The 20856-nt window shown below is 54.0% G+C and carries 14 protein-coding genes; 2 read left to right on the forward strand and 12 right to left on the reverse strand.

The window, feature by feature from the left end; all coding sequences use genetic code 11:
* Window positions 1-41: 41 nt before the first annotated feature.
* The 5 genes from DFP94_RS09515 to DFP94_RS09535 all read right to left on the reverse strand — a co-directional run bounded on the left by DFP94_RS09515 (window position 42) and on the right by DFP94_RS09535 (window position 10127).
* Window positions 42-3311 (reverse strand): golvesin C-terminal-like domain-containing protein, encoded by a 3270-nt coding sequence (locus tag DFP94_RS09515; protein ID WP_114496229.1) that lies wholly within the window; start codon window positions 3309-3311, stop codon window positions 42-44.
* Window positions 3312-3475: 164 nt separating this feature from the next.
* A complete protein-coding gene (locus DFP94_RS09520) occupies window positions 3476-4999 on the reverse strand; it encodes a response regulator transcription factor (RefSeq protein WP_181873082.1) in 1524 nt (507 codons plus the stop codon).
* Window positions 4971-6809 (reverse strand): sensor histidine kinase, encoded by a 1839-nt coding sequence (locus DFP94_RS09525; RefSeq protein ID WP_114496231.1) that lies wholly within the window; start codon window positions 6807-6809, stop codon window positions 4971-4973. Before DFP94_RS09525 ends, DFP94_RS09520 begins: the two co-directional genes overlap by 29 nt.
* 86 nt (window positions 6810-6895) lie before the next feature.
* Window positions 6896-9211, reverse strand: coding sequence for an FAD-dependent oxidoreductase (locus DFP94_RS09530; protein ID WP_245954661.1), 2316 nt, complete (start codon window positions 9209-9211; stop codon window positions 6896-6898).
* Window positions 9212-9311: 100 nt separating this feature from the next.
* Window positions 9312-10127, reverse strand: coding sequence for a helix-turn-helix domain-containing protein (locus DFP94_RS09535; protein ID WP_181873083.1), 816 nt, complete (start codon window positions 10125-10127; stop codon window positions 9312-9314).
* Window positions 10128-10274: 147 nt separating this feature from the next.
* Here DFP94_RS09535 and DFP94_RS09540 point away from each other — a divergent pair, with 147 nt between their 5' ends.
* Window positions 10275-12524 carry an FAD-dependent oxidoreductase gene (locus tag DFP94_RS09540; protein WP_114496233.1) on the forward strand — a complete coding sequence of 750 codons (2250 nt, stop codon included), beginning with the start codon at window positions 10275-10277 and terminating at the stop codon, window positions 12522-12524.
* A gap of 158 nt (window positions 12525-12682) precedes the next feature.
* On the opposite strand, the gene DFP94_RS09545 is transcribed toward DFP94_RS09540, so the two are convergent.
* The 5 genes from DFP94_RS09545 to DFP94_RS09565 form a co-directional block, all read right to left on the reverse strand.
* The gene (locus DFP94_RS09545) at window positions 12683-13189 is read right to left on the reverse strand and encodes a GNAT family N-acetyltransferase (protein WP_114496234.1); all 507 of its coding nucleotides are present in this window, start codon (window positions 13187-13189) and stop codon (window positions 12683-12685) included.
* A gap of 177 nt (window positions 13190-13366) precedes the next feature.
* The gene (locus DFP94_RS09550) at window positions 13367-13711 is read right to left on the reverse strand and encodes a carboxymuconolactone decarboxylase family protein (RefSeq protein WP_114496235.1); all 345 of its coding nucleotides are present in this window, start codon (window positions 13709-13711) and stop codon (window positions 13367-13369) included.
* 70 nt (window positions 13712-13781) lie between these two features.
* On the reverse strand, window positions 13782-13997 hold the full coding sequence (locus DFP94_RS09555) for a hypothetical protein (protein WP_114496236.1): 216 nt from the start codon (window positions 13995-13997) through the stop codon (window positions 13782-13784).
* Window positions 13998-14147: 150 nt separating this feature from the next.
* Window positions 14148-14480, reverse strand: a complete 333-nt coding sequence (locus DFP94_RS09560; RefSeq protein WP_114496237.1) for a hypothetical protein — start codon at window positions 14478-14480, stop codon at window positions 14148-14150.
* A 102-nt stretch (window positions 14481-14582) separates the two neighbouring features.
* The gene (locus DFP94_RS09565; protein ID WP_114496238.1) at window positions 14583-15155 is read right to left on the reverse strand and encodes a xanthine phosphoribosyltransferase; all 573 of its coding nucleotides are present in this window, start codon (window positions 15153-15155) and stop codon (window positions 14583-14585) included.
* A gap of 103 nt (window positions 15156-15258) precedes the next feature.
* On the opposite strand from DFP94_RS09565, the gene DFP94_RS09570 reads away from it, so the two are divergent.
* Complete coding sequence (locus DFP94_RS09570) at window positions 15259-16299, forward strand: YkvI family membrane protein (RefSeq protein ID WP_114496239.1); 1041 nt, start codon at window positions 15259-15261, stop codon at window positions 16297-16299.
* Window positions 16300-16319: 20 nt separating this feature from the next.
* On the opposite strand, the gene DFP94_RS09575 is transcribed toward DFP94_RS09570, so the two are convergent.
* Both DFP94_RS09575 and DFP94_RS09580 read right to left on the reverse strand, forming a co-directional pair.
* A complete protein-coding gene (locus DFP94_RS09575) occupies window positions 16320-19538 on the reverse strand; it encodes an AAA family ATPase (RefSeq protein WP_114496240.1) in 3219 nt (1072 codons plus the stop codon).
* Window positions 19535-20854 (reverse strand): metallophosphoesterase family protein, encoded by a 1320-nt coding sequence (locus DFP94_RS09580; RefSeq protein WP_114496241.1) that lies wholly within the window; start codon window positions 20852-20854, stop codon window positions 19535-19537. Before DFP94_RS09580 ends, DFP94_RS09575 begins: the two co-directional genes overlap by 4 nt.
* Window positions 20855-20856 lie beyond the last annotated feature (2 nt).

Consider the following 20856-nt stretch of genomic DNA (forward strand, 5'->3'; position numbering starts at 1 on the left):
CATATTTCTGTTTTTGCGGTAAATCCGATATTGTATCGCTTTTACCGTGGGTGGGTTTCACCAAAAGGATCATCCGCGGCGAGAGAAAATTTGACGGCATCCGCAATCGTCGTTTCGTCGCCTGCCGTACGAATGGTTACCGATCCGGCGCTTCCCTCCCCAAACCGGTATTTCCCCAGCCAAACCCACTGATTATCGTTTTGCGTCTGGTTGACGGTAACTTCAGAGTTGCTTCCTTCATCATGGATGATCTCCACACCTGCTTTAGAGGTCCGGTTCGGGGAAGCGTTCCAAAGCATGTAGACATTGTACTCCCCGGCCTGCGGAAGATTAGGAGTCCAGTTGGCCCGCTTTCCTGCCTCTCTCCCGTCATGCATATAATCCTCCCCGTACCTGGAAGCCGAATACGTGCTGCTCTGCCAACCCCCCTCGACGGAAAAGCCAGGATCCCGATTGTCCACGATGATATCCAGACGTTGATCCACCGGCGTTTCAACCCGTATCTCTCGTGACGGTGGCGACTCATTTCCTACCTCGTCCACAGCGGATAATTTATAATAATAAACCGTCCCAGGCTCTAGCCCGCTTGCATCCAAATAGTTGTCACCTGGCAGCCGATAAGCGATCCGAGTCGCAGGACCGGCTATAAACTCAGGCTCGGTGGAGCGGTATAATTGATAGCCTACCGCTTCACCCTCTGCATTCGGTTTCCAGCTCAGTTGAATTTTGGCGTAGGATAAAGCCTCCGCCTGGAACTCCTCCGGCGTCTGCGGAGGCGTAACATCCGCCGATTCGGTCTTTGCGGAGATCTTGGTCGCCCGTGATAAATTACCGGCCAGATCGACAGCTTGTATCAAGAACGTATATTTTTCCCCAGGATGCAGGCCGGAAAAGCTGTATGAGGTTCCATAAGTTTCGGCCAGCATCTCCCCGGCGGTATTCGAAATCCGATAACCCCGCATGCCTGAATCCGAATCGGCGGCATGGTCCCAGCTTAAATCAATAAACGAAGTGCCCGTCGCTGTTATTTTCAACTTTTTCGGTGGCTTGGGGGCTTTATTGTCGTTGTATTTCGCGGGAGAAAGCGGCCTGCTCGGCTCGCCGTATAGAATTCCCGACCCGTTCGTACCGACATACACCCGGCCGTGAACCTGCATATCCCCGGCCATGCTATTCGGCTCATTTCCGGGGAACGGATCGGAAACACTCGCCTTTACCCAAGTTACCCCCATATCATCGGAACGATAGATGGCTTCGCCAGGAAAGCCCGTGACTTTGCCGAATACAAACACCGCCGGATTCAGCATTCCGGGAGCCTCTTTTCCGAAACTGAAGAGGAACGCGTGCTCCACATTTTTCACCCGTTCAAATTGGCTACCGCCGTTGCTTGACCGATACAATCCTTTGTCGTTCAGGCTTACCCAGACCTCTCCCATGATCCCCGGAGCTGCCTGAACATGATGCCAGGGCATTTGTTGTGAAGGCAGCCCGGAGACGGCATCAAAGGATCGTCCCCCATTATTGCTGCGGAAGAACTTCCCGGCTTTGTAATCGTAAGCATAAAACATTCCGTCCTTCACCTTGTCGGAGGCCAGCGGCTGATAATAACTGGCAAAAATATGGTCCCCGGTAATCAAATGATCCGGTAGCCCGGCGCTCTTCATCCATGAATCACCAAGGTCCATCGTATAGTAAACGGAGCCTTTCTGCGGCATCCATACCACGTTATTGGAGTAAGTGGCCGAAACCGCTGTTTTCCCGCCCTGAACCCCCTTGAAGGGGAGTGAGCCAAAAGCCGTATAACTGTCTCCCCCATCGTTTGAATACCCGCCGCCGCCGGGGTCGCTCCTGCCGTCGCCGTTCCATCCATAAGTGCCGACACGGACGACAAAATCGGACCGGGATGCGGAGACGTCGATCCCGGTTGTCGTCAACTCCTTGATTCCGCCGGTCGACGTAAAATAAGTGGATACCGGAAAACTCTCCAGCGAATGATGATCGAAGCCTCCATTATCCGCAATGCCGCTGTGCAGGATCTTGTTTCCATGCGGAGGACTCACGAGATTCGCCACATTGACTACCGTCTCCAGCCCTTTCGCGTGATTGCTCCACTTGGATGGAGCAGCGGTCACGTCATCCGTTCTCCACGCATAATACCAGTCCGTCAACCAAACTCTGCCCGGATGAAACGGATCATAAGCCAGCGCGGACGTGGCGGATGACCAATGCCAGGAAGGCATCCAAGGGACCAATACATTTCTGCTGGTCTGCAGCTTCGCCCAAGTTGCCCCGCCGTCGGTCGAGCGGTAGATTGGATTGCCGTGGGCATCTTGCCGGCGAGCCGTCATCAGGGTCTTCGAATCCGCCGGGTCCACCGCGATGGAACCGAATGGCTGGCCTAAGTCTCCGGAAGGCGTAATATCGGCCCAGACTCCTCCCTCATATTTTGCCAGCCCCTGGCCGTGAGCCACATACAAAGTTCCCTCTTTCGAGACCGCGGCTCGGTTCGGCTTTTGCGGACCACCGGGCAGCAGCGTCCAAGTCGCCCCGGCATCATGGCTTACATAGACGCCGGAGTTGTACGCACCCGCATAAATGACTGCGCTTCCCGTTTCTTTGCTTCCCGACGACGGATCAAATTGGACAAAACTGATGCCAAGGGGCTGATTGTTCAGAGACGGAAAAGATGCAACCTGAATCCAGCTTCCCTGCTCGGCGGCCTTCGTACTTCGGAACAAACCGTCATAACGAGAACCAAAATATACAATATTCCCGTTATTCGGATCCACGGCCAACCTTTCACCCGCCGCGCGATTTTGTCCGTTCGACGACATCCTGACCTCTTTGCCCCCGATAGTCAGCCCGGTCGGAGACCAGTTTTCGCCCCGGTCCGTTGATTTGTAAATATCGCTGGGCTTTAAGTAGTCGTACCTTCCCAATGCGGCATAAATGATATTGGGATCGGACGGATCCAGAGCAATGCTTTCCCCGCCATATAAATTGGCATGTTGACGGTCCGCGTCGCCAATCAGTTGTTTCCAGCTCTGATTTTCTTCATTCCAGCGAAAAATCCCGCCCACATCCGAACGGATATACACCAGATCCGGCTCCTTCGGATGAATCATGATTCCGGTGACATAGCCTCCTCCGCCAATCGGCACCTGTCCCCAGACATATGCGGCTTTGGCCGTATCTTCCCGGCCCGCGGCACTGACCTGTAACGGCCCCGACATGCCGCCCGAACACAGTGTAAAAATCAAAACGATCACCAGTATTACTTTTATTCGCTTTAACCCAAAGCTCCTCTGCATCAGAAGTTCCTCCCATTCGTAGACTGATTATAAAGCGCTTACAAAGTGCATGATATCAGACACCTCTCTGGGCCATAATCAACAAATCTGTCTTGCTGGATGAACGAATTACACTACTTACCGGCTTTACCCGATTTGAAAAAATAAGCAGAAAACCGGGCTCCTTATCGCCCGGCTTCCTCTTTCCTTGTTGTGAGGCGGTATTCGCTCGGCCGCAGCCCCGTCCACCGCTTAAAAATTCTGAAAAAATAACTGGGGTTGGCAAACCCGCATCTTTCGCCGATTTCGGCCATTGTCAGGTCCGTCTCCTCCAAATACCCCTTTGCCTCCTGAACGCGGACCTGCTGAAGATAGCCGATAAACGTTTGTCCGGTTTTTTTCTTAAATAGCCCACTCAAATAGTTCTCATCCATATTCACTTTCTGGGCCATGGCTTGCAATGAGATATCTTCGTCAAAATGCTCGAACACATAGCGGATCACCCGGTTAATTTCCTTATGATCCGTCTCCTCCAAAGCTTGTCTGCTTCTTCCTTTTGAATATCGGAACATCCGGTCCATAAGCGTTTCCAGCAAGGCTTGATGACGGGAGTGATAAGGCAAACCTTCCGCTTCCGGCAGAACCGGCTTCCGGCTAATGCGCGCAAACAGTCTGTCCAGCCGCTCGGCCGTCTCCTTTACTTGGATCATCGGCAGCCGATGGTTTTCCATGAAAGCCCACAATTCTGTGAGCTTCTCCGCGCAGTCGCTCACGGCTGCCTTGGCAAAGCTGCGCATGATCTCCTGTTCCAGTTCCCAGGGAACCGCTGGATATTCATCTTGCTGATCGATCTCATATTCATGACTTATTGCCGGAATGCGCCCATTATAAAAGAAGCGGTCAAGCTCCCGCAACTGACAGGCCCATTCCCTTGCAACATCTTCCGCATCTTTATTCTTCAGGTAAACGGTACGGCACACGCCCGTGAGTTTGTGCGGATTACCATTCAGCTTCTTGGTCAAAGCGGAGGTAACCGCAGCATCGCCGTGCCAAACAAACCAGGTTGTGACGCCCATCCCCCTGAATGTCATCAGGCGATATGCATCTTGGCTTTCATCCGTTAACAGCTCCCTAGCCTCTTCGCACGATACCCCGTTTTCCCGCTCCAGCCAAGTCAGCAACATTAGCCTGGTCCCCATCTCGTGCGGACTCAGCTCAGCCAATTTTGAAGCTTCCGCCTTAGAAAGCTCCTTGCCGCAGGCCTGCTTCCACAAATAGGGAAGGCGTTCCTCCAGGCTGTCCGACTTCAGCCTCGCCACCTCTTCACTTCTACGCTGGAGTCGGTTTTTCACCTTGTTTAACGCTTCCAGCAGCTTGTCGTCATCCATAGATAACTTCAAAATGTAGCTGGACGCCCCATACTCCAAAGCCATGCGGGCATATTCGAACTCACCGGCACAAGTTAACATGATAAACGCCGCTTCATTCCCTCGTTTTCTCGCCTCCCGGAGCAGCTCAATCCCATCCATGTAGGGCATAAGCACATCGCTGATGACGATATCCGGCGACAACGCCTCCATTTGCTCCAAAGCCTCCAAACCGTGGGCGGCCTCGGCAACTATCGTGAAGTCGTGTTCTTCCCAAGGAATCGTATTTCGTATCGTTCTTCTCACAAAGGGCTCATCTTCCACGAGCAGGATATTCCACATCTTGAATTCCCTCCTTGTCATAGGGCGAGGATATGAGCAGCGGAATTTCAAGCACCGCAAGCATTCCCGGGTTTACGGGGACCAGATTCAAACTGGCTTCTCCCTTGTACAACAGAACAAGACGCTCCATGAGATTGCTAATCCCGATCCCCCTCCGTCTTCCTGCGGAGCGCAAGGACTCGGATGCCTCGGGCCCCTGCCCGTTATCCAGAATCTCAACCTTCAATTTGCGGGAATCCTTGGTGACTCGAATGGAGATACGCCCGCCTTCGCGCATATGAATCAAACCGTGATGCAGCGAATTTTCCACCAGCGGCTGCAGACTAAGCTTGGGGATCAGTGCATAGTCTACCCCCTCTTCCATCTCGATCTCCGACTGAAAGGTATGGTCATACCGGAAGGATTGAATATAGAGATAGGACCGGACAAGCCCGATTTCCTCCTTTAGATGTACCAGATCCACCTCGGTATTCAGGCCGCATTCCAGCAGTTTGCCGAGATTCTGGCAAATCTCAAAGGTTCCCTTATCCCCTTGGCTCCGTGCATTCCATTTCAGTGTGTTTAAAGTATTCAGTAAAAAGTGAGGGTTCATTTGCGACATTAGTATCTGAAAACGTAAAGCCTCCTTTTGGCGCTCCTCCGCCCGTAAGGTAGCGATCAGCTTGCGGATGTCATCGGTCATCTGGTTGAAGGACCTGGCCAACTCCCGCGTCTCCCCTTTATATTTGTGCTCCTGAAGATGGAGATGCATATATTGATCCGCCATTTGTGTCATTTTTTGCTGTAACTTCCGAAGCGGACGAAGTATGGACGAGACAATCGCATAGGTGACCAACATAAAGACGGCAACCGTTAACAGGAATGAAAAGATAACCTGCCGTTTCATGGACCAGACATTCCCCGACAGCGCTTCCAAGGGAAAACGGTTCAGCATATACCATTTCATATTTGGCATATAAACTCCGTTATACATATATTGATCCTGATGATCCGTGAAATATCGGCTAGGATTCTTTTTGAATGCGGGAAGCATCGTTTGCATATGCTCCGCTTCCTTTTCATCCGTTTCCAATAGGATCGGCTTGCCTTCTCCGTCCAGCAAATAATAATTCTGCTTGATTAAAAATCCGCCCGTGATGGAGTTCATCCAGGACTTGATATCCAAACTGATGCGGATATAGCCGAAGGTTTCCCCCTGCGGAGTTTGCAGTTTTCCGTACAGCGAAAAGAGCTCCGAGGGCGGAAAAATATGTTCATACCTGTCTTCGGGTATATGTATCGCCCAGAAGTAAGGTTCTTCCGACGCAAGCAGCCGTTTGAAGGCAGTTCCTTCAAAAAGTGGGTCTGTTCCCCGCAGATTCCCGTCCGCATTCATTTCCACCGCTTCCGGGATCGCTTCGGCCCCATCCTCCAAGGATACATAAACATGCCCCGATTGATCGGCTAACGTAATTGTTACAGGTATGACCGCATTCATAAGTCCCTGTTTCACGCTTAATAACCTGTTCTGCACAAAAAGCCGGCGCTCCTCGGCATCCGTTTCTCCCGGAACACGAAGCATTCGGACCACCTCGGGATCGCGTTCCAGTTGAAGCATGGCCCCAAGTACACCGAGACGAAGGCTCTCCAGACTGTTCTTCAACGAATCCAACTGCTCGATATTTTGCTGGGCGATGTTGTCCTTCATCATCGTCTCCAACCGGGTAATATTATGAATTTGCACGAGTGTAGCCGGAATGAGTACGAACAGCAATATCGAAATAAAAAGGCGATGCTTCAGACTAAGACGGTTTAATGCTGCCAAGTTCAAACTTATTCCCCCTGCCTTGTCTTTAACCAGCTGCGGTTAGACCTAGTGTAACACAGGTGCGGAGAAGGAAAGAACGTACTTTTGAATTACGGCCTGTAACAGCGGATTTCATACACTCCTGCGGCCGGGTCCCCCCAGGTTGCTAGAATGTTTAACCTAAGTCCGTCGATGGTTACCGGCTCGGACAGCTTGTGGCGAACTTTACACTGATAGTTTCCTTCCACGCGAACCATCTCCCTCCAACCGCTGCCATCCCGGACTTCAATACTGTAATCCCGCGCGGTTTGGGGATCGCGATAGAAAGGAGGATAGTTATGGTATTCCCGGAACAAATGGCCCGGGAAAGTCACCTCGACGATCCCGACGGATTGGGCTTGTTCCCATTCCAGCCCGACCCACTGGGGAAACGGCTTCGCCGGATCCGAACGCCACAGATTCGTGTAATCATAAGGACGAGTGATTCCCGAAAGCACATTTTCCGGCTGGAAACAGCTTTGCGGCGGGTTCACCTTGAAGCTAAGCGTACCGCCATCCCGATAGCGGCGCATACGCCCGCTGCCCATTTCATACGCGGACGTATGCCCGGGGATCACCGTTCCTGCCATATGCCACTCCACCGCGGGGCAAGGATGCAGATCAAGGCGGACGTACCGCCCCGGCTGCAATAGTGCGGATTCCGCCGGAGCTAGATCCCATGAGATCCATTGTCTTTTCCCCTGTGGTATGACAAGCTCGGTTTGCATGATTCCGGCCGATCCCTGGCTGCGGTAATCCCATAAATGATCCACGGCAACAAGCTCGGCGGTCACGACTTGTTCCGTGTTAGAGCCATTGCTTAAGCATACCGACAGGGAGCGGATGCCTTCCGGACCGACGGCAATCCACTGGCCGCGCCGGTGGTTTAGTGGTTCCTCCGCCCGCTGCCGCTCCTCCTTGCTCCCCAGGATGAAGCCGCCGGTCGTATCCGTGCCTTCCGGCCCGGCTCCTTGCACCGGTTCCGAACTGCTGGCCGTCACACCTGCAATCCTTGCCAAATCCTCGGGGTCTCGGCCCCGGACATTCGGAAGAAAACAGCCGTCGCGAAGAAGTTGCTGCTGCACCTTTCCGATGCAACGATCCGGTACGTCCGCCACACGGATACCCTCATGCAGAGCGATGGCCGCTGCCGTTCCCGCAGCCTGCCCCATGAGCGCGGTAGTCGACATGACGCGAACCGTTCCCAAGGCGGCATGCGTGACGCTAACGTTGCGGCCCGCCATCATCAGATTGTCCACATCCTTCGCAATCAAGATGCGAAGCGGAATACCGTAAGGACCGCAGTAGCTTTTGACCGCGTATTCCGTCGTTTCGGCGTAACCTTCCGCGCTGGAAGGCTCCGCACTGCCGGCAAGAAGCCCGCCAGCCGTATGCAGATCAATAAACCACCCGCCATAAGCAATTTCATCCTGAAACACCGTCTTGCCGGCCGGATCGTGTTCGGTCATCAGATAACGCCCCATGATCCTTCTGCTTTCCCGTTTGCCCGGAATCTGGCCGATCCAGTCCAACGCCAAATGCGCGGCACGCTCCCTCAAGACCGGATCCCGGTTTTTGATGTAATCCCAAATGCCCAGCGTGTGCCGCGTCAACTCATGTCGGATCTCTTCCTGGTCGTACACCGTATTCCAGGGTACCCCGATTTCGATCCACCAATAACCCGATTCCAGTTCATAGAAATGTCTGCCCTGATCCGCGAAAAAAGCCGGATCTTCATATCTCACCGCCCATTCCGGCGCTTTAAAAGAAACCGGACGTCCCATATCCCGGGCTTTAAAATGAATGGAGCTGCCCATGGTGGCACCGCTAGCGATCCGTGGCGCGTGCGGTTCTCCGAATTCTTCCCTGCTCTCGGATCCCCATCTCCATTCGCAGCCGGCCGCATCCGCTACGACACCATCTCCCGTGCAATCCAAGAAGATTTTCCCGCAGATGATCAACTCCGTCTCCGCCCCGGCAATCCTTGCCGTCAGGCTACGAATACTCCGCGGATCATCCATCTGCACTCCGGTTACCGTAGTGTTCAGGTAAAAAGTAAGATTCGGTGTGCTTACGGCCATATCATACAAGGTCAAATCCCAAACACTGTTGGTCCATCCATTCTCGCGGATGGTCTCATGATTGGCGGCTCGTTCTTCGATCAACAGTTCGGAAATAAGGCCGGTCTCGCGCGCATACGCGTGGAAAGCCGCCGCTCCGTGCGGGGTTACGCGAATTTCCGAAGAGCTGTTCCCTCCAAACACGGGCCGATCCCCAATCAGACATACCGCGGATCCAAGTCTCGCGGCAGCCACAGCGGCGCTAAATCCGGCCAAACCTCCGCCGCAAACCACAATATCGTAACTCTCCTGCCTGGTTTGTATCAAAAGAATTCCCCCCATCCTCTTTAGCAACCATTCTTCTATGATTGTAGTTCATGAGGGAGGAAACTTCCGTCAACAAATCTATAGAATAGAGTGCACAAATTTACACTTTGTAGGTCTTACGATACTCCGAAGGCCGGATGCCTCTTTGTTTCAAAAATACCCGGCTCAAATAGAATCCGCTCTCGTACCCGCACTGTTCGGCTATCGCATCAAGTGTTTCCTCCGTCTCCTCCAACAAAAGACAGGCCTTGGAGATTCGTAAGGCGGTCACATATTCTAGCGGGGTCTGACCGGTGGCGTTACGGAAGCGCCTTATGAACTGAACCGGTGTCATTCCGAAGCGGGAAGCAACCTGTCTAATTTCAAACGGGGCGTCCGCCAAGCTTCTCAGCTCGGATAAGGCACGCTCCATTAATGTATCGGCCGAGGCCGGAACAACGGATTTTTTTAGTTCCTGATAGACGGACTGTACACATAAATCACCAAGGCAATAATTGCGCCAACGCTCCGCTTGATCCTTCGCCACTTTGTCCGCCTCCCTCATCATCCGCAGATTCGAGAAGAAACGTTCCCTGTCTGTAAACCGAATATGGCAGCGGTTGGCAAGAACCCGAAACATATCATTCTCTGCAAAAAAATCCGGAATCCGAGCGGAGCTTGGCAACCCGTTGACCCGAAAAGAGACATAATGAAAAGTAACCGGCTTAAGGACTTTGCGTTTCAGCCATACCCCTGGCGGACAGATTACCGCTTCTCCTCCTCCAGCTTCCCCTGTTTCCGAACCGACCGCAAAGGAAATGCTCCCGCTTTCCAAGGCAAACATAATCCAGTCCTCATTCTGATCCTTCGCCAAGGCAAATGTACGCTTAAGCTCCCAGTAGCGGTATCCTGTGACGGATACGCCTCCTCCCTCCACCTCGCTTCCCCCTTTTCTGAAATTATGGATATATTTATTGTAATTCAGGCTATTTTTAAAGTAAATCGAATTTATTATCATGAAATTAAAGACAAATTGCATCATGCTTCGGCAGTTATTGTGCTGTAAAAGGAAGGAGCCATTGGAATGAGAATTGAAACCGTAACAACGGATATAACCGTCATCGGCGGCGGCCTTGCGGGCTTATGTGCCGCCATTGCCGCGGCCCGGATGGGGAAAAGCGTAGCGCTGGTTCATAATCGTCCGGTCTTGGGCGGGAATTCCAGCAGCGAAGTGAGGGTTTGGGTTTGCGGCGCAACCGGGCACGGGGTAAACCGGTATGCCCGGGAAACGGGAATCATGGGAGAACTGTTCTTGGAGAACCAGATCCGTAACATGGAGGGGAACTCCTATTTATGGGACCTGACTCTCCTGGAGGCGGTGCTTGCGGAGCCGAATCTTTCGCTTTATTTGAATACGGATGTCCATGAAGTTCATGCCGAAGGCCCGGAGGATGAACGGAACATTCATAGTGTCACCGGCTGGATGATGGGCTCCGAACGGAAGATTGAATTTCGCAGCCGTCTCTTCCTCGATTGTACCGGTGACGGATTGGTTGGTGCGCTTGCGGGGGCCAAATACCGGATCGGACGCGAGTCAAGGGCCGAGTTCAATGAACCGTGGGCTCCGGAAGCGGCGGATGATATCACGCTTGGGAGCACGCTGCTGTTCTATACGAAGGACGCCGGAGAACCCGTCCGCTTTATTCCCCCTTCATTCGCTAAAGATATTACCCAAACCTCCATCCCGCTTCGGCGCATCATTCGCAGCGGGGATAACGGATGCGCCTACTGGTGGATCGAATGGGGAGGCGAACTGGATACGGTCCATGACAACGAGCGGATCAGGGATGAGCTGTGGGCGGTCATCTACGGAATTTGGGATTATATTAAAAATTCAGGTAAATTCGAAGCCGAAAACCTAACGCTGGAGTGGATCGGCAGCCTGCCCGGCAAGCGGGAATACCGCCGATTCATTGGCGATTACACCTTGACGCAGCAGGATATTTTAACCCAGCGGCCCTTCGAAGACCGGATTGCTTTCGGAGGCTGGTCGATCGATCTGCATCCCCCCGGCGGGGTCTACGCGGAGGAGCAAGGCTCCAAACATTGGTTTGCGGATGGGATTTATCATATCCCCTACCGTTCCCTTTATTCCGTCAACGTGAACAATCTCCTGTTTGCGGGGAGAAACATCAGCGCTACCCATGTTGCTTTCGGGACAACGCGCGTGATGGCCACCTGTGCCATATTGGGGGAAGCGGCCGGGACAGCCGCGGCGCTGTGCGCGGCGAACTCCGTAACGCCGCGAGAGCTGGGGCAGCGCCATTTATCCGAATTGCAGCAGACGCTGCTCCGCCAGGATGCCTCTATCATCGGATTGAGGGCCGATGATCCCGATGACCTGGCGCCTAAAGCGACCGTCTACGCCTCCTCCACGCTCACCGCTTATGCGCCGTCCGGGCCAATCGATCCGATTCCGCTGGAGGCGGACCACGGCATCCTGGTTCCGGTCGACGGCCGCCTGACGGGTTTGGAGCTTCTAACAGGCTGCTCCGAAACCACAGTATTGACTGCCGAGCTGTATCATACGGGCAGGAAAGAAAATTATGTTCCCCATGAACGGATTCAAACGGTTGAAATCCGGCTGATTCCCGGTGAGCGCACATGGGTTCCCATTCCGCTTGATTGGACTCCGGAGGAAGCTTGCAATGCCTTTATCGTAGTTAAGGCCAATCCTCATGTTACATTGTATACATCGGCCCAGCCTTTAACCGGTGTGCTGTGCTTCCGAAAAGGGGCGACGCCCATCGTATCCGCCGAATACGGGGACCAGCAGCCTCCCCAGCCTGTCCAACAGTGGAGTGCGGCTCCTTACGCCCGGCGCCCTCTCTGCTTCCGCCTGGCCACGGGCCATACCCTGGATCCCGGCAAGGTGACCGATGGGTTCAACCGTCCTTTTGGCGGACCGCACTGCTGGGTATCCGAAGCACTGGCCGAAGGAGAAACCGCTTGGATCGAGCTGCAATGGGATCAGGAGGTGCCTATTCGGGAGATTCATCTTACTTTTCAGGACGATGTCAATGAGGATCTGATCAACCTGCATCATCACCGTACACCGTTTCAAGTAATGCCGGAGCTCGTGAAAGATTACCGAATCGTGGCCAACACGGCTTCAGGAACCGTAGAAATTGCTGAGCATAGAAACAACCGGAAACGCAAAAACATCCATCGGCTTGACAGTCCGATCTCGGCGACCTCTCTCAAACTGATGATTGAAGCGACAAACGGAAGCCCGCGAGCGGAAATCGTCGAAATCCGCGTTTATCCTTCTTAGCAATAGTTTACTCCAGCGCCCCTCGAATTTGACAAACGCAAAACACCTCTCAAGCATAAGCATTTGGCTTGCATGAGAGGTGTTTTGGTTTTATTTTTAAAGAATAGAGTTGCCTTGGCTCCACTCAAAACCTTCTCCTTATGGGATAGGGTCCTTCCTTACGCCAACTGGATCTCTTTTTCCATCACAAAGTCATCCATGACGTAACCGTTCCCGATATCCGCCACCTGCGTGCGCACGGCCTTGAAGCCTTTTTTCGAATAAACCGCGATCGTGTCGTCATTGTACCGGTTGACCGTAAGCCAAATTAAGCCAAGCCCTCGCTGTTTACATAGTCCCACCAGAAATTCCATCGCCTGACTGGCATAGCCTTTCCCCCGGTGTTCTTTTTGAATATAAAATTTGCTTAAAAAAAGCCGGCCCTCCTCCTGCTTTATACTTATATATCCAACATTTTTCCCGTGCGCGTTCATGAAATAGTATTCATATCCTTGATTTTGGATTTGATCCGTCATAGCCGTCTTGGACTGAAACTTGTCGACCATATAGTCAATTTGCTCATTGGATAAAATACTGACATAATACTCATGCCATATTCCAGAGGCCAAATTCACAAGGGACGAAACTTCGTCCTCCGTATGTATTTTTGACATTGCGATCTCCATCTAATTTACCACCCTCTACAAAATTATAGAAAGGCCCCAATTTAATCTCCGAATCGCATTGATCACAAAAATACCCCTGTAATCAACCCGGACTTTATCCCGGCAGGGGTATACTTTGAACCTGCAATTGTAGAATTTCTACATCCTATTCTTGAGTACGATTTGGTATTGCCAAACCTAATGAACCGGAGGTTCGCCCAAGGCTTCCTGAACCCGGATCACGCCCTGAGACAAAGCATTTCCTGCCAGTGCTGCCGAGGCAACGGCTACCGTCTCCAGAAGCTCGGCTTCGGACGCTCCTTTGGATCTGGCCTCTGAGGCGTGATAATACGTGCACACTTCGTTGTTTGTGGACAGCGCGATTCCGAGCGCGATAAGTTGCTTGGTTTTCGCATTGAGCACTCCGTCGCCAAAGCTCTCTCCGGTAAAGGCATGATAAGCCTCGGTTGCACCTGGAACCGCTTCTCCGTAATGGCTGATCTGATCTTTATAAGCATTGATCTTGTCGCTGACTAGTGACATAAGGTAGCTTCCTTTCTGCAAGGGATTGGCTTTCTACCTTACTACGTTGTCCCGCCGGGCCAAAAATATGCTATTCCTCCGGCAAAACCCTCGGCTCCCGGGAAGGACTGTAACTATAACTTCGATCCAGCTTAACTACATTCCGGTTCGGTTTGCGGATCAGCACATGAGTATCATCCCACGCAACGACGATGCCCCTGACATCATTCTCGGGAATCGAATCACGCACTACGCGAACCTTCTCGCCGGACAGCCGAAATTCATTCAATTGCTCATCGGAAATCATCGTAATTCATCCCCTCCTGACATCTGCCTATATCTTAATCCAAAAAAAGACTCCGCAGCAAACTGACGGAGTCTTTTGATTTCCCTTAACTTTCCGGCAAAACCACTTATCGTGCAACAAAGCAATAACTGACCTGCCTCAGGCAGCCCTTTAACGCTGTGCATGCTCCTTGCTGTCGTTCTTCTCAAACCAGAAATCAAGCACTTTGGCGGACATGACCCGTTGTTGCAAGTAACTGACTTGCTGAGCACTGAACTCCTCTTCCCAGGCAACACCAAGTTCCTCGCATAGTCCTGCGATCGTCAGCAACTGTGACCAGGCCACATAGCGCTTATACCAGAAGAACTGGGGATGCTCAAGCATATAGGGATAAAGGTCGTCAAACTCCGTATGTTTGCAGTCCAGGGCACGTTCAAAAGTAACCTTGGCTTCGGACAATTTTGAAATGAAAAATTCCGGGTTTACTACAGATTCACTCCCCATTTTGTAAGCCTCCTCTCCCTAGTAATCCTCATTATAACGAAAAAAAAGAGGCCTGCAAAGAACTGTTGCAAAATTGGAACTAATTAATTTTCTGATGCGTTTTCATTCGGCGAAAATAATCTTTCCGTCCTCCAGCGAGGCGATTTTCACGAGCGACTCCAAACGAAGTCCTTGCTCACGGAGCGCATTAGCACCCGGCTGGAAGCATTTTTCGACCACGATCCCGGCTCCTATCAGTTCCGCGCCCGAACGTTCGATGATTTTCACGAGCCCTCTGGCTGCATCGCCGTTTGCAATAATATCGTCGATGAACAGGATCCGGTCCTCCGGCGAAATAAATTCACGGGAAATCAAAATATCCGTCACGATTCCTTTCGTAAAGGACGGCACCCGTTCACAGAGCATATCCGGCTCGGCGAGCAGCGTTTTTTTGCGTCGGGCAAATACGAGCGGTACCCCCAATTCATAGGCCGTGGCAAAAGCGACGGCAATCCCGGAGGATTCGACCGTGACGACCCGGGTTACTCCGTCATCCCGAAAGCGTTCGGCAAATTGTTTGCCCATTTCCATCGTGAGGCCCGGATCCACCTGATGGTTAAGCAACGCATCAAGCTTTAATACCTGATCCGATACGACGACGCCCTGCTCCACGATTCTTTGTTTTAATGTATCCATATCTATTTCCTCCCGGTCTGATCTCATTTAGGGTTTGAGTCATGTCCCGTTCCCGGACAACATACCTTGTACTATATATAGCACATCGGCCGGGGGGAAAACCATGAAAAATGCCGTAAAAGTTATGCAAATCGCTTTCACTTATATCGGTACCGTCGTCGGCGCCGGCTTTGCGACAGGCCAGGAGATCCTTCAATTCTTTACCCGTTACGGGAAATGGGGGGTTCTGACCATCCTGTTGTCCATGGTTCTGTTTATCTGGCTTGGCACCAAAATGATGCTGCTCGCCCAGGAAATCAAAGCCGAATCTTATGAGGACCTCAATCGCAAGCTTTTCGGCGACCGGATCGGACAGGGCTTGAGCCTGTTCACCCTAATCGTTCTGATCGGCGTTAACAGCGTGATGCTGGCCGGGGCCGGCTCCGTGTTTATGGAGCATTTCGGCATGCATTATCAAATCGGCCTGTGGATTACGCTCATCGGGACCTTCCTTCTGCTCGGACGAGGCATCGGCGGCGTCATGAAATTGAACTCCATCGTTGTTCCGATGATGATCACGCTATCGCTCGCCATCATCTCGAATACGGCCGGATCCCCGGGTGCGTCACGGTTTCTCACGTTAAGCAGCGACAACGGCGTGCTTGCCGCCTGGGCCTCCCCGTTTATGTATACCGCCTTTAATCTGTCCATGGCCCAGGCTGTTCTAGTCCCCATCGGCAGCCATACGGACAGCCGCAGGACCATTGTTTGGGGCGGCGTGCTCGGCGGCGCTGGCGTCGGCTTTATGCTGATGGCCGGCCATTTCGCTTTATCCGCGTCCATGCCGGGCATCCAGCAATTCGAAATACCCATGGGAAACATAGCGCAGCAGCTCGGAACCACGATCCAGCTTATTTATATCGTGCTCATTTTTATGGAAATATTCAGCACGTTCGTAGCGGATATTTATGGAGTAACCCTGCAACTGAAACAGCGGCTGAAACTCTCCCCCAAACTGATTTCCATCATCGTTTTGCTGATCTGTTATGTGACAAGCCAGTTCGGTTTCAGCGCGCTGCTGTCCGTCCTTTATCCCGTATTCGGCCTGTTCAGCCTGCTTTGGGCGGTCATGCTCGCCATGTACCGGAAAAGCAAAAGGCAATAGCAAGCAAACTAAAATCCAAGCTACGCCATAGCAATGATTTGCGCCTCCGGAAAATTGGATTTGACGCCTTCGATCACATGAGCGTGGCACGTCATCATGATCAGCTGATGCTTTTCGGAAACGTTCTTCAATACCGACAGCGCACCTGCCAGCCGTCCGGCATCGAAGTTGACGAACAGATCGTCAAGCAGGATCGGTAAGTTGGCCCGACCGGAAACAGCGCCGGAAAGGGCAAGTCGCATCGATAAATAAAGCTGTTCCGCCGTCCCGCGGCTTAAGTAGGCACTGCCGATCGGGCCGTGATCCCGATGTTCCGCCATCAATTCCTGGCTTCCCATCTTCATCAGAATCCGCCGGTAAGTTCCCCCGGTCATTTCCGCCAGATAACCGGAAGCGGCTTGAAGTACCTCGGGCTGACGCTCTTCCTCGTAAATTTTGCGGACCCGGGAAATCAGCTCATGGCAGACGGCCATCACTGCATAACGATCCAGCGCGCCTTCCAGCGCAGCCTGCTGTTCCGCAAGCTGCTGCTGCATATTTTCCTGCAGGCCGCGCGCTTCCAGGCTCTCCTGCTCCTGCAGCAGACGGCCGCGCCGCTCCTGCAGTTGTTGACGTCCATGCTCCGATTCTTCCAGCTTGCGCCTTGCCTCATCGGCGGACCGGAGCAATGACTCCTCATCCAGGCCGCGCAGCAATTCCTCGAATTCCTGTTTGCGTTCCTCATTCAACGAACCGAACAAAGCCAGCTCAGCCTGTCTGATGCCGGATCGGAGTTTTTCTTTGGTCTCGGCTTCGGCTCCGTAACGCAAATAAGCTTCTCCGTCCGTAGCGCCGCTTTCTTCAAGCAAATGATGCTCGGCGGCCAGAACGGCAGCCAATCGGTCCTGAGTCCGGCCAAGCTCCTCCTCCAGCGGGACTCGCTTGTCCAAAATCCGCTCTTGCCGGGACTTCAAACCAAGCTGGATTTCAAGTTCCGCCATGGCCGTGCGGAAAGCGCCTGCCGCAGACCGCGCATGGAAAGTAGCTTCCCTTGCATCGGCATCCCCGGTCTGTTCGCGGCATTCCCGCTCAAAATCGTCGGCTTCTTCCTGTAGGGCAGATATCCTCGCGGACAAAACATCCAGTCTGCCGAGCCAGTCTTTACCCTGCTCGGCGAGTCGGAACACATCCATCGCCGCTTCCGGTGACAAATCGCCGGGCAAGTGTCGCTCCTGCAGCCAGTTTTCCCATTCGCGCGCCATTTCATTGAAGACCGTTTCCTTCCTTGATAGCTCCCGCTCCAGCCCTTCCAGTTCCTCTGCCTTTCCGGCAGCCTTGTACCTGCATTCGCCTGCCTGCACCTCAAGTCCTTCATGGCGCTGAGCCCAAAGCTGCCAATTCTCCATCAGTCTTCTCAGAGCACGTTCTTCCTCGTCCCAGCGTTCGGATTCGAACAAGGTCCATCCTGGAGACGATAGGCCCGCCGCCGTCTCGGCATGCCCGATCAGCTGCGGCAAAAGTTCGCGGAGTCCATTCTCTTCGGACGTTGCGGTCGAAGCGGGCCATCCGGCGCCGCTGGTGACGCCGCGGCGACGGGTGTCCCGTTTTTTCCGGTTGCCCGAGAACAATTCAAGCGCCAGGTAGCCGTCGAAGCCGAGAAGAACGATGCCGGTAAGTAAGGCGCCCCAGCCGGATTTCGCCGTCAGCCACAGTACGGCGGGGAGCAGGATCGTAAGCAAGGCCGTTACGCCGAGCAGTTTTTGGTAAAGGGAGCGAACCCGCGCTTGCGCAGCTGCTTCACTTTCCGCAGCTCTCCGGCCCTCCAGCCTGGAAGCGGATGCCGCCCGCCAGCGGTCAAGCAGATCGCGGATCTCTTGCCACAGCCGCCTGATCTCCGCACGCTCCTGTGGTACAAGGGCGGCAAACTGCCGGCATCCGTCCGCAGCGCTCGCATCAATCCGTTCCTTGGCTTGAATATAAGAAGATTCAAGCGCAGCCGCCTCTCGTTCCAGCTTGAACCGTTCGTTATATAATAGATCCATGTCCTTGTCATAAGCTTGAAACCGGCTCATAAACTGACGGACGGATTCCCTTTCGCCCACGGTTCCCGCAAAGCCGCGCAACACCTCGGATGTCCAGCCGGGATGTATGCTCCGTAGGGCCTGGGCCAGCTTGCCTTGCATCTGTTCCGCTTCCGCCCGGAGCCCGGCTAGTTCCTGAAGCCCGCTCTCATAGGCGGGCAACCGTACGGCCAGGGAGCGCAGGCCTCCTTCACGCTTCAGTACGTCCTGCTTCGGAGCTGCAGACTCCAGCTCTGCCTGCAAAGCGGCAATTCGTCGCATCGACTCGGCAGCGGCAAGCCGCAGACGCTCCTTCTCCTCTTGCAGCGCTTGCCAACGGGACAGGCCCTGCTCGGGAAAGGGGCTGCGTTCCGGCAGCTGCTCCAGCTCCATCCGTAGCGCCTCCAGTTGCAGCCAATCAGGCCGGCGCTCGACCGCCTTTCGCAGCCGTGAGTTTTCTCTGCTGCGTACGGCCAACTCACTTTCGCCCACCGCAAGCCCGGCCTCCGCCTCCTCGAGCTCCTTCTGCACCTCCCGGTAGCGCGGGAGCAGCGATTTTGCTGCCTCGGCCTGGCGCTCCAATCGTTCCAGACCCTGCAAGAGCTGAGGTATCTCCTGGTTTCTGCCGCGCGGGCGGTACAGCTTGTCCATATCCTGGAGTAGTTTTTTCTCCCCGCGCAGTACAGCGGCTCCGCCGCCTATACCGGCGTGGAACAGGAAGCGGCTCATTTCCTCCGACTGAAGCGCCGACACTTCCTGCAGCTCGCTTAGGGAAACGGCGAACAACTGGCGGAACATTTCCTTGGACATGCCGCCGAGCAGTTCCCGCGCCAAATCCTCCTGCGATAGCTGATGCAGCTGCCCGTCCTCCCCCGCCCGGGTAATTCGCAACCGGTCGCCCTTTGCACCCGAAGGCGAGACTCCCTCCGGCGGCTGGGCGTAGCGTTCAATCAGCCACTTCATTCCGTCATCGCCCCGGATGGCGAGACTTCCGCCATGCGAGCCGCCCCCGACCGGTTCGTAGCGCTGTGCTCCGTAAGTCCGGGAGGGAATTCCGAACAGCATGGAACGGACAAAGCCCAACAGCGTGCTTTTCCCCGCTTCATTCGGCCCGTATAGCACGGTTACGGGACCTTCGAGTTCCACCTGAAGCCCGTGCAAATGGCCGAACCCGCTGACTTGCAATTTCTCCAATCTCATGTGCCGTTCCCTCCCCCGGGCCCCTCTTCGCTCAGCAGGGAGGAGGCCAATTCCTGAGCCCTTTGCAGCAAATCCAGCATTTCCGCCGAATCCATCGACTTCATCATCCCGCGCAAATAACGTTGCTCCATCAAGGGGGAGAGCGCCGATAATACCAGGTCTTCCCGGAGATCCGGCACGCTTGCCGCACGATCCCCCAGCCTCAGCAGTTCGCCGAGGAAACTGTCTTCCTGCGCCAGTTGTGCCCGGTTGATATCCATGCCCGTCTTTACTTTGAACCCGGCCGGCCACACTGCGGCATGGAGCGGCAGCGAAGGATCATTCTCCATGCGTGCCGTTTCCCGCCTTTGCAATTCCATCAGCAGTTCGCTGACCTCCCGTCCGTTCTGCAATATGGGATGGAGCGGTCCCCGTCCGGTAAACGTGAACCGGAGTATGCCGGTCTTTCCGGTGCTCAAGTCCCTTACTTCCTCCAGCTTCTCCTCCACCCGTTCTTTCCAGGCTTCTTCAGTCGCAAGGTCTTCGATTGGAATGTCCATTTCCGTCCAACGGACATGATCCAGTTCGCGGAAACTGAGCAATGCCTCTCCGTTTTCCGAGACGTCAACGAGATAGCAGCCCTTCGGGCCGGTTTCTTTCAAACTGCGCCCCTGAAGGTTGCCCGAATAAACCACCCACGGGGACTGGCTCAGAATCTGACGCTTATGAATATGCCCCAGCGCCCAGTAATCGTACCCGGAATTCTGCAAGTCCCTCAGCGAGCAAGGGGAATAAGGATCATGGCCTTCCTGTCCGTCTACATTGCCATGCAGGATGGCGATATGATAAAGCGGCGAATCGGGATCACGGCGAAACAACAACGATGTGTTTTCCGTGACCGAGGCCGTCGGATACGATATCCCGCTGACAACGGCGACAGGCACGCCGTCGCTTCGGCGCACCGCCGTTACGCTCTCCGGCCGGCTGCCCCCGAAGACGGTCACATTCGGCGGATAGGAAAGGCGCAGCCGGCTGCTGCTGAGCGGGTCATGATTGCCGTGAATCACGTACACGGGTATTCCGTGCTGCGCTAGCTTGTCCCAAGCCGCCTTCAGCCGGAGCTGGGCCCGGAGCGATGAATCGGACGCGTCGTAGACATCCCCGCTGATCACGAGAAAATCGGCGGACTCGGACACGGCAAGGTCCACCAAATCGCCGAGGGCGGCGAAGGTGGACTCCTGAAGGTGACGGCGAAGCCGGTCCGGCAATCCGGACATGCCCGTGAACGGGGTGTCCAGATGCAGATCGGCGGCATGGATGAAACGAAATGCAGTCATAA

Source organism: Fontibacillus phaseoli (assembly GCF_003337355.1).
Lineage (GTDB): Bacteria > Bacillota > Bacilli > Paenibacillales > Paenibacillaceae > Fontibacillus > Fontibacillus phaseoli.

Excerpts from the sequence above, each read along its gene's own strand:
- DFP94_RS09515 (WP_114496229.1), bottom strand. The coding sequence starts at position 3,311 with ATGCAGAGGAGCTTTGGGTTAAAGCGAATAAAAGTAATACTGGTGATC.
- DFP94_RS09520 (WP_181873082.1), bottom strand. The coding sequence starts at position 4,999 with ATGTGGAATATCCTGCTCGTGGAAGATGAGCCCTTTGTGAGAAGAACG.
- DFP94_RS09540 (WP_114496233.1), top strand. The coding sequence starts at position 10,275 with ATGAGAATTGAAACCGTAACAACGGATATAACCGTCATCGGCGGCGGC.
- DFP94_RS09545 (WP_114496234.1), bottom strand. The coding sequence starts at position 13,189 with ATGGAGATCGCAATGTCAAAAATACATACGGAGGACGAAGTTTCGTCC.
- DFP94_RS09550 (WP_114496235.1), bottom strand. The coding sequence starts at position 13,711 with ATGTCACTAGTCAGCGACAAGATCAATGCTTATAAAGATCAGATCAGC.
- DFP94_RS09555 (WP_114496236.1), bottom strand. The coding sequence starts at position 13,997 with ATGATTTCCGATGAGCAATTGAATGAATTTCGGCTGTCCGGCGAGAAG.
- DFP94_RS09560 (WP_114496237.1), bottom strand. The coding sequence starts at position 14,480 with ATGGGGAGTGAATCTGTAGTAAACCCGGAATTTTTCATTTCAAAATTG.
- DFP94_RS09565 (WP_114496238.1), bottom strand. The coding sequence starts at position 15,155 with ATGGATACATTAAAACAAAGAATCGTGGAGCAGGGCGTCGTCGTATCG.
- DFP94_RS09570 (WP_114496239.1), top strand. The coding sequence starts at position 15,259 with ATGAAAAATGCCGTAAAAGTTATGCAAATCGCTTTCACTTATATCGGT.
- DFP94_RS09575 (WP_114496240.1), bottom strand. The coding sequence starts at position 19,538 with ATGAGATTGGAGAAATTGCAAGTCAGCGGGTTCGGCCATTTGCACGGG.
- DFP94_RS09580 (WP_114496241.1), bottom strand. The coding sequence starts at position 20,854 with ATGACTGCATTTCGTTTCATCCATGCCGCCGATCTGCATCTGGACACC.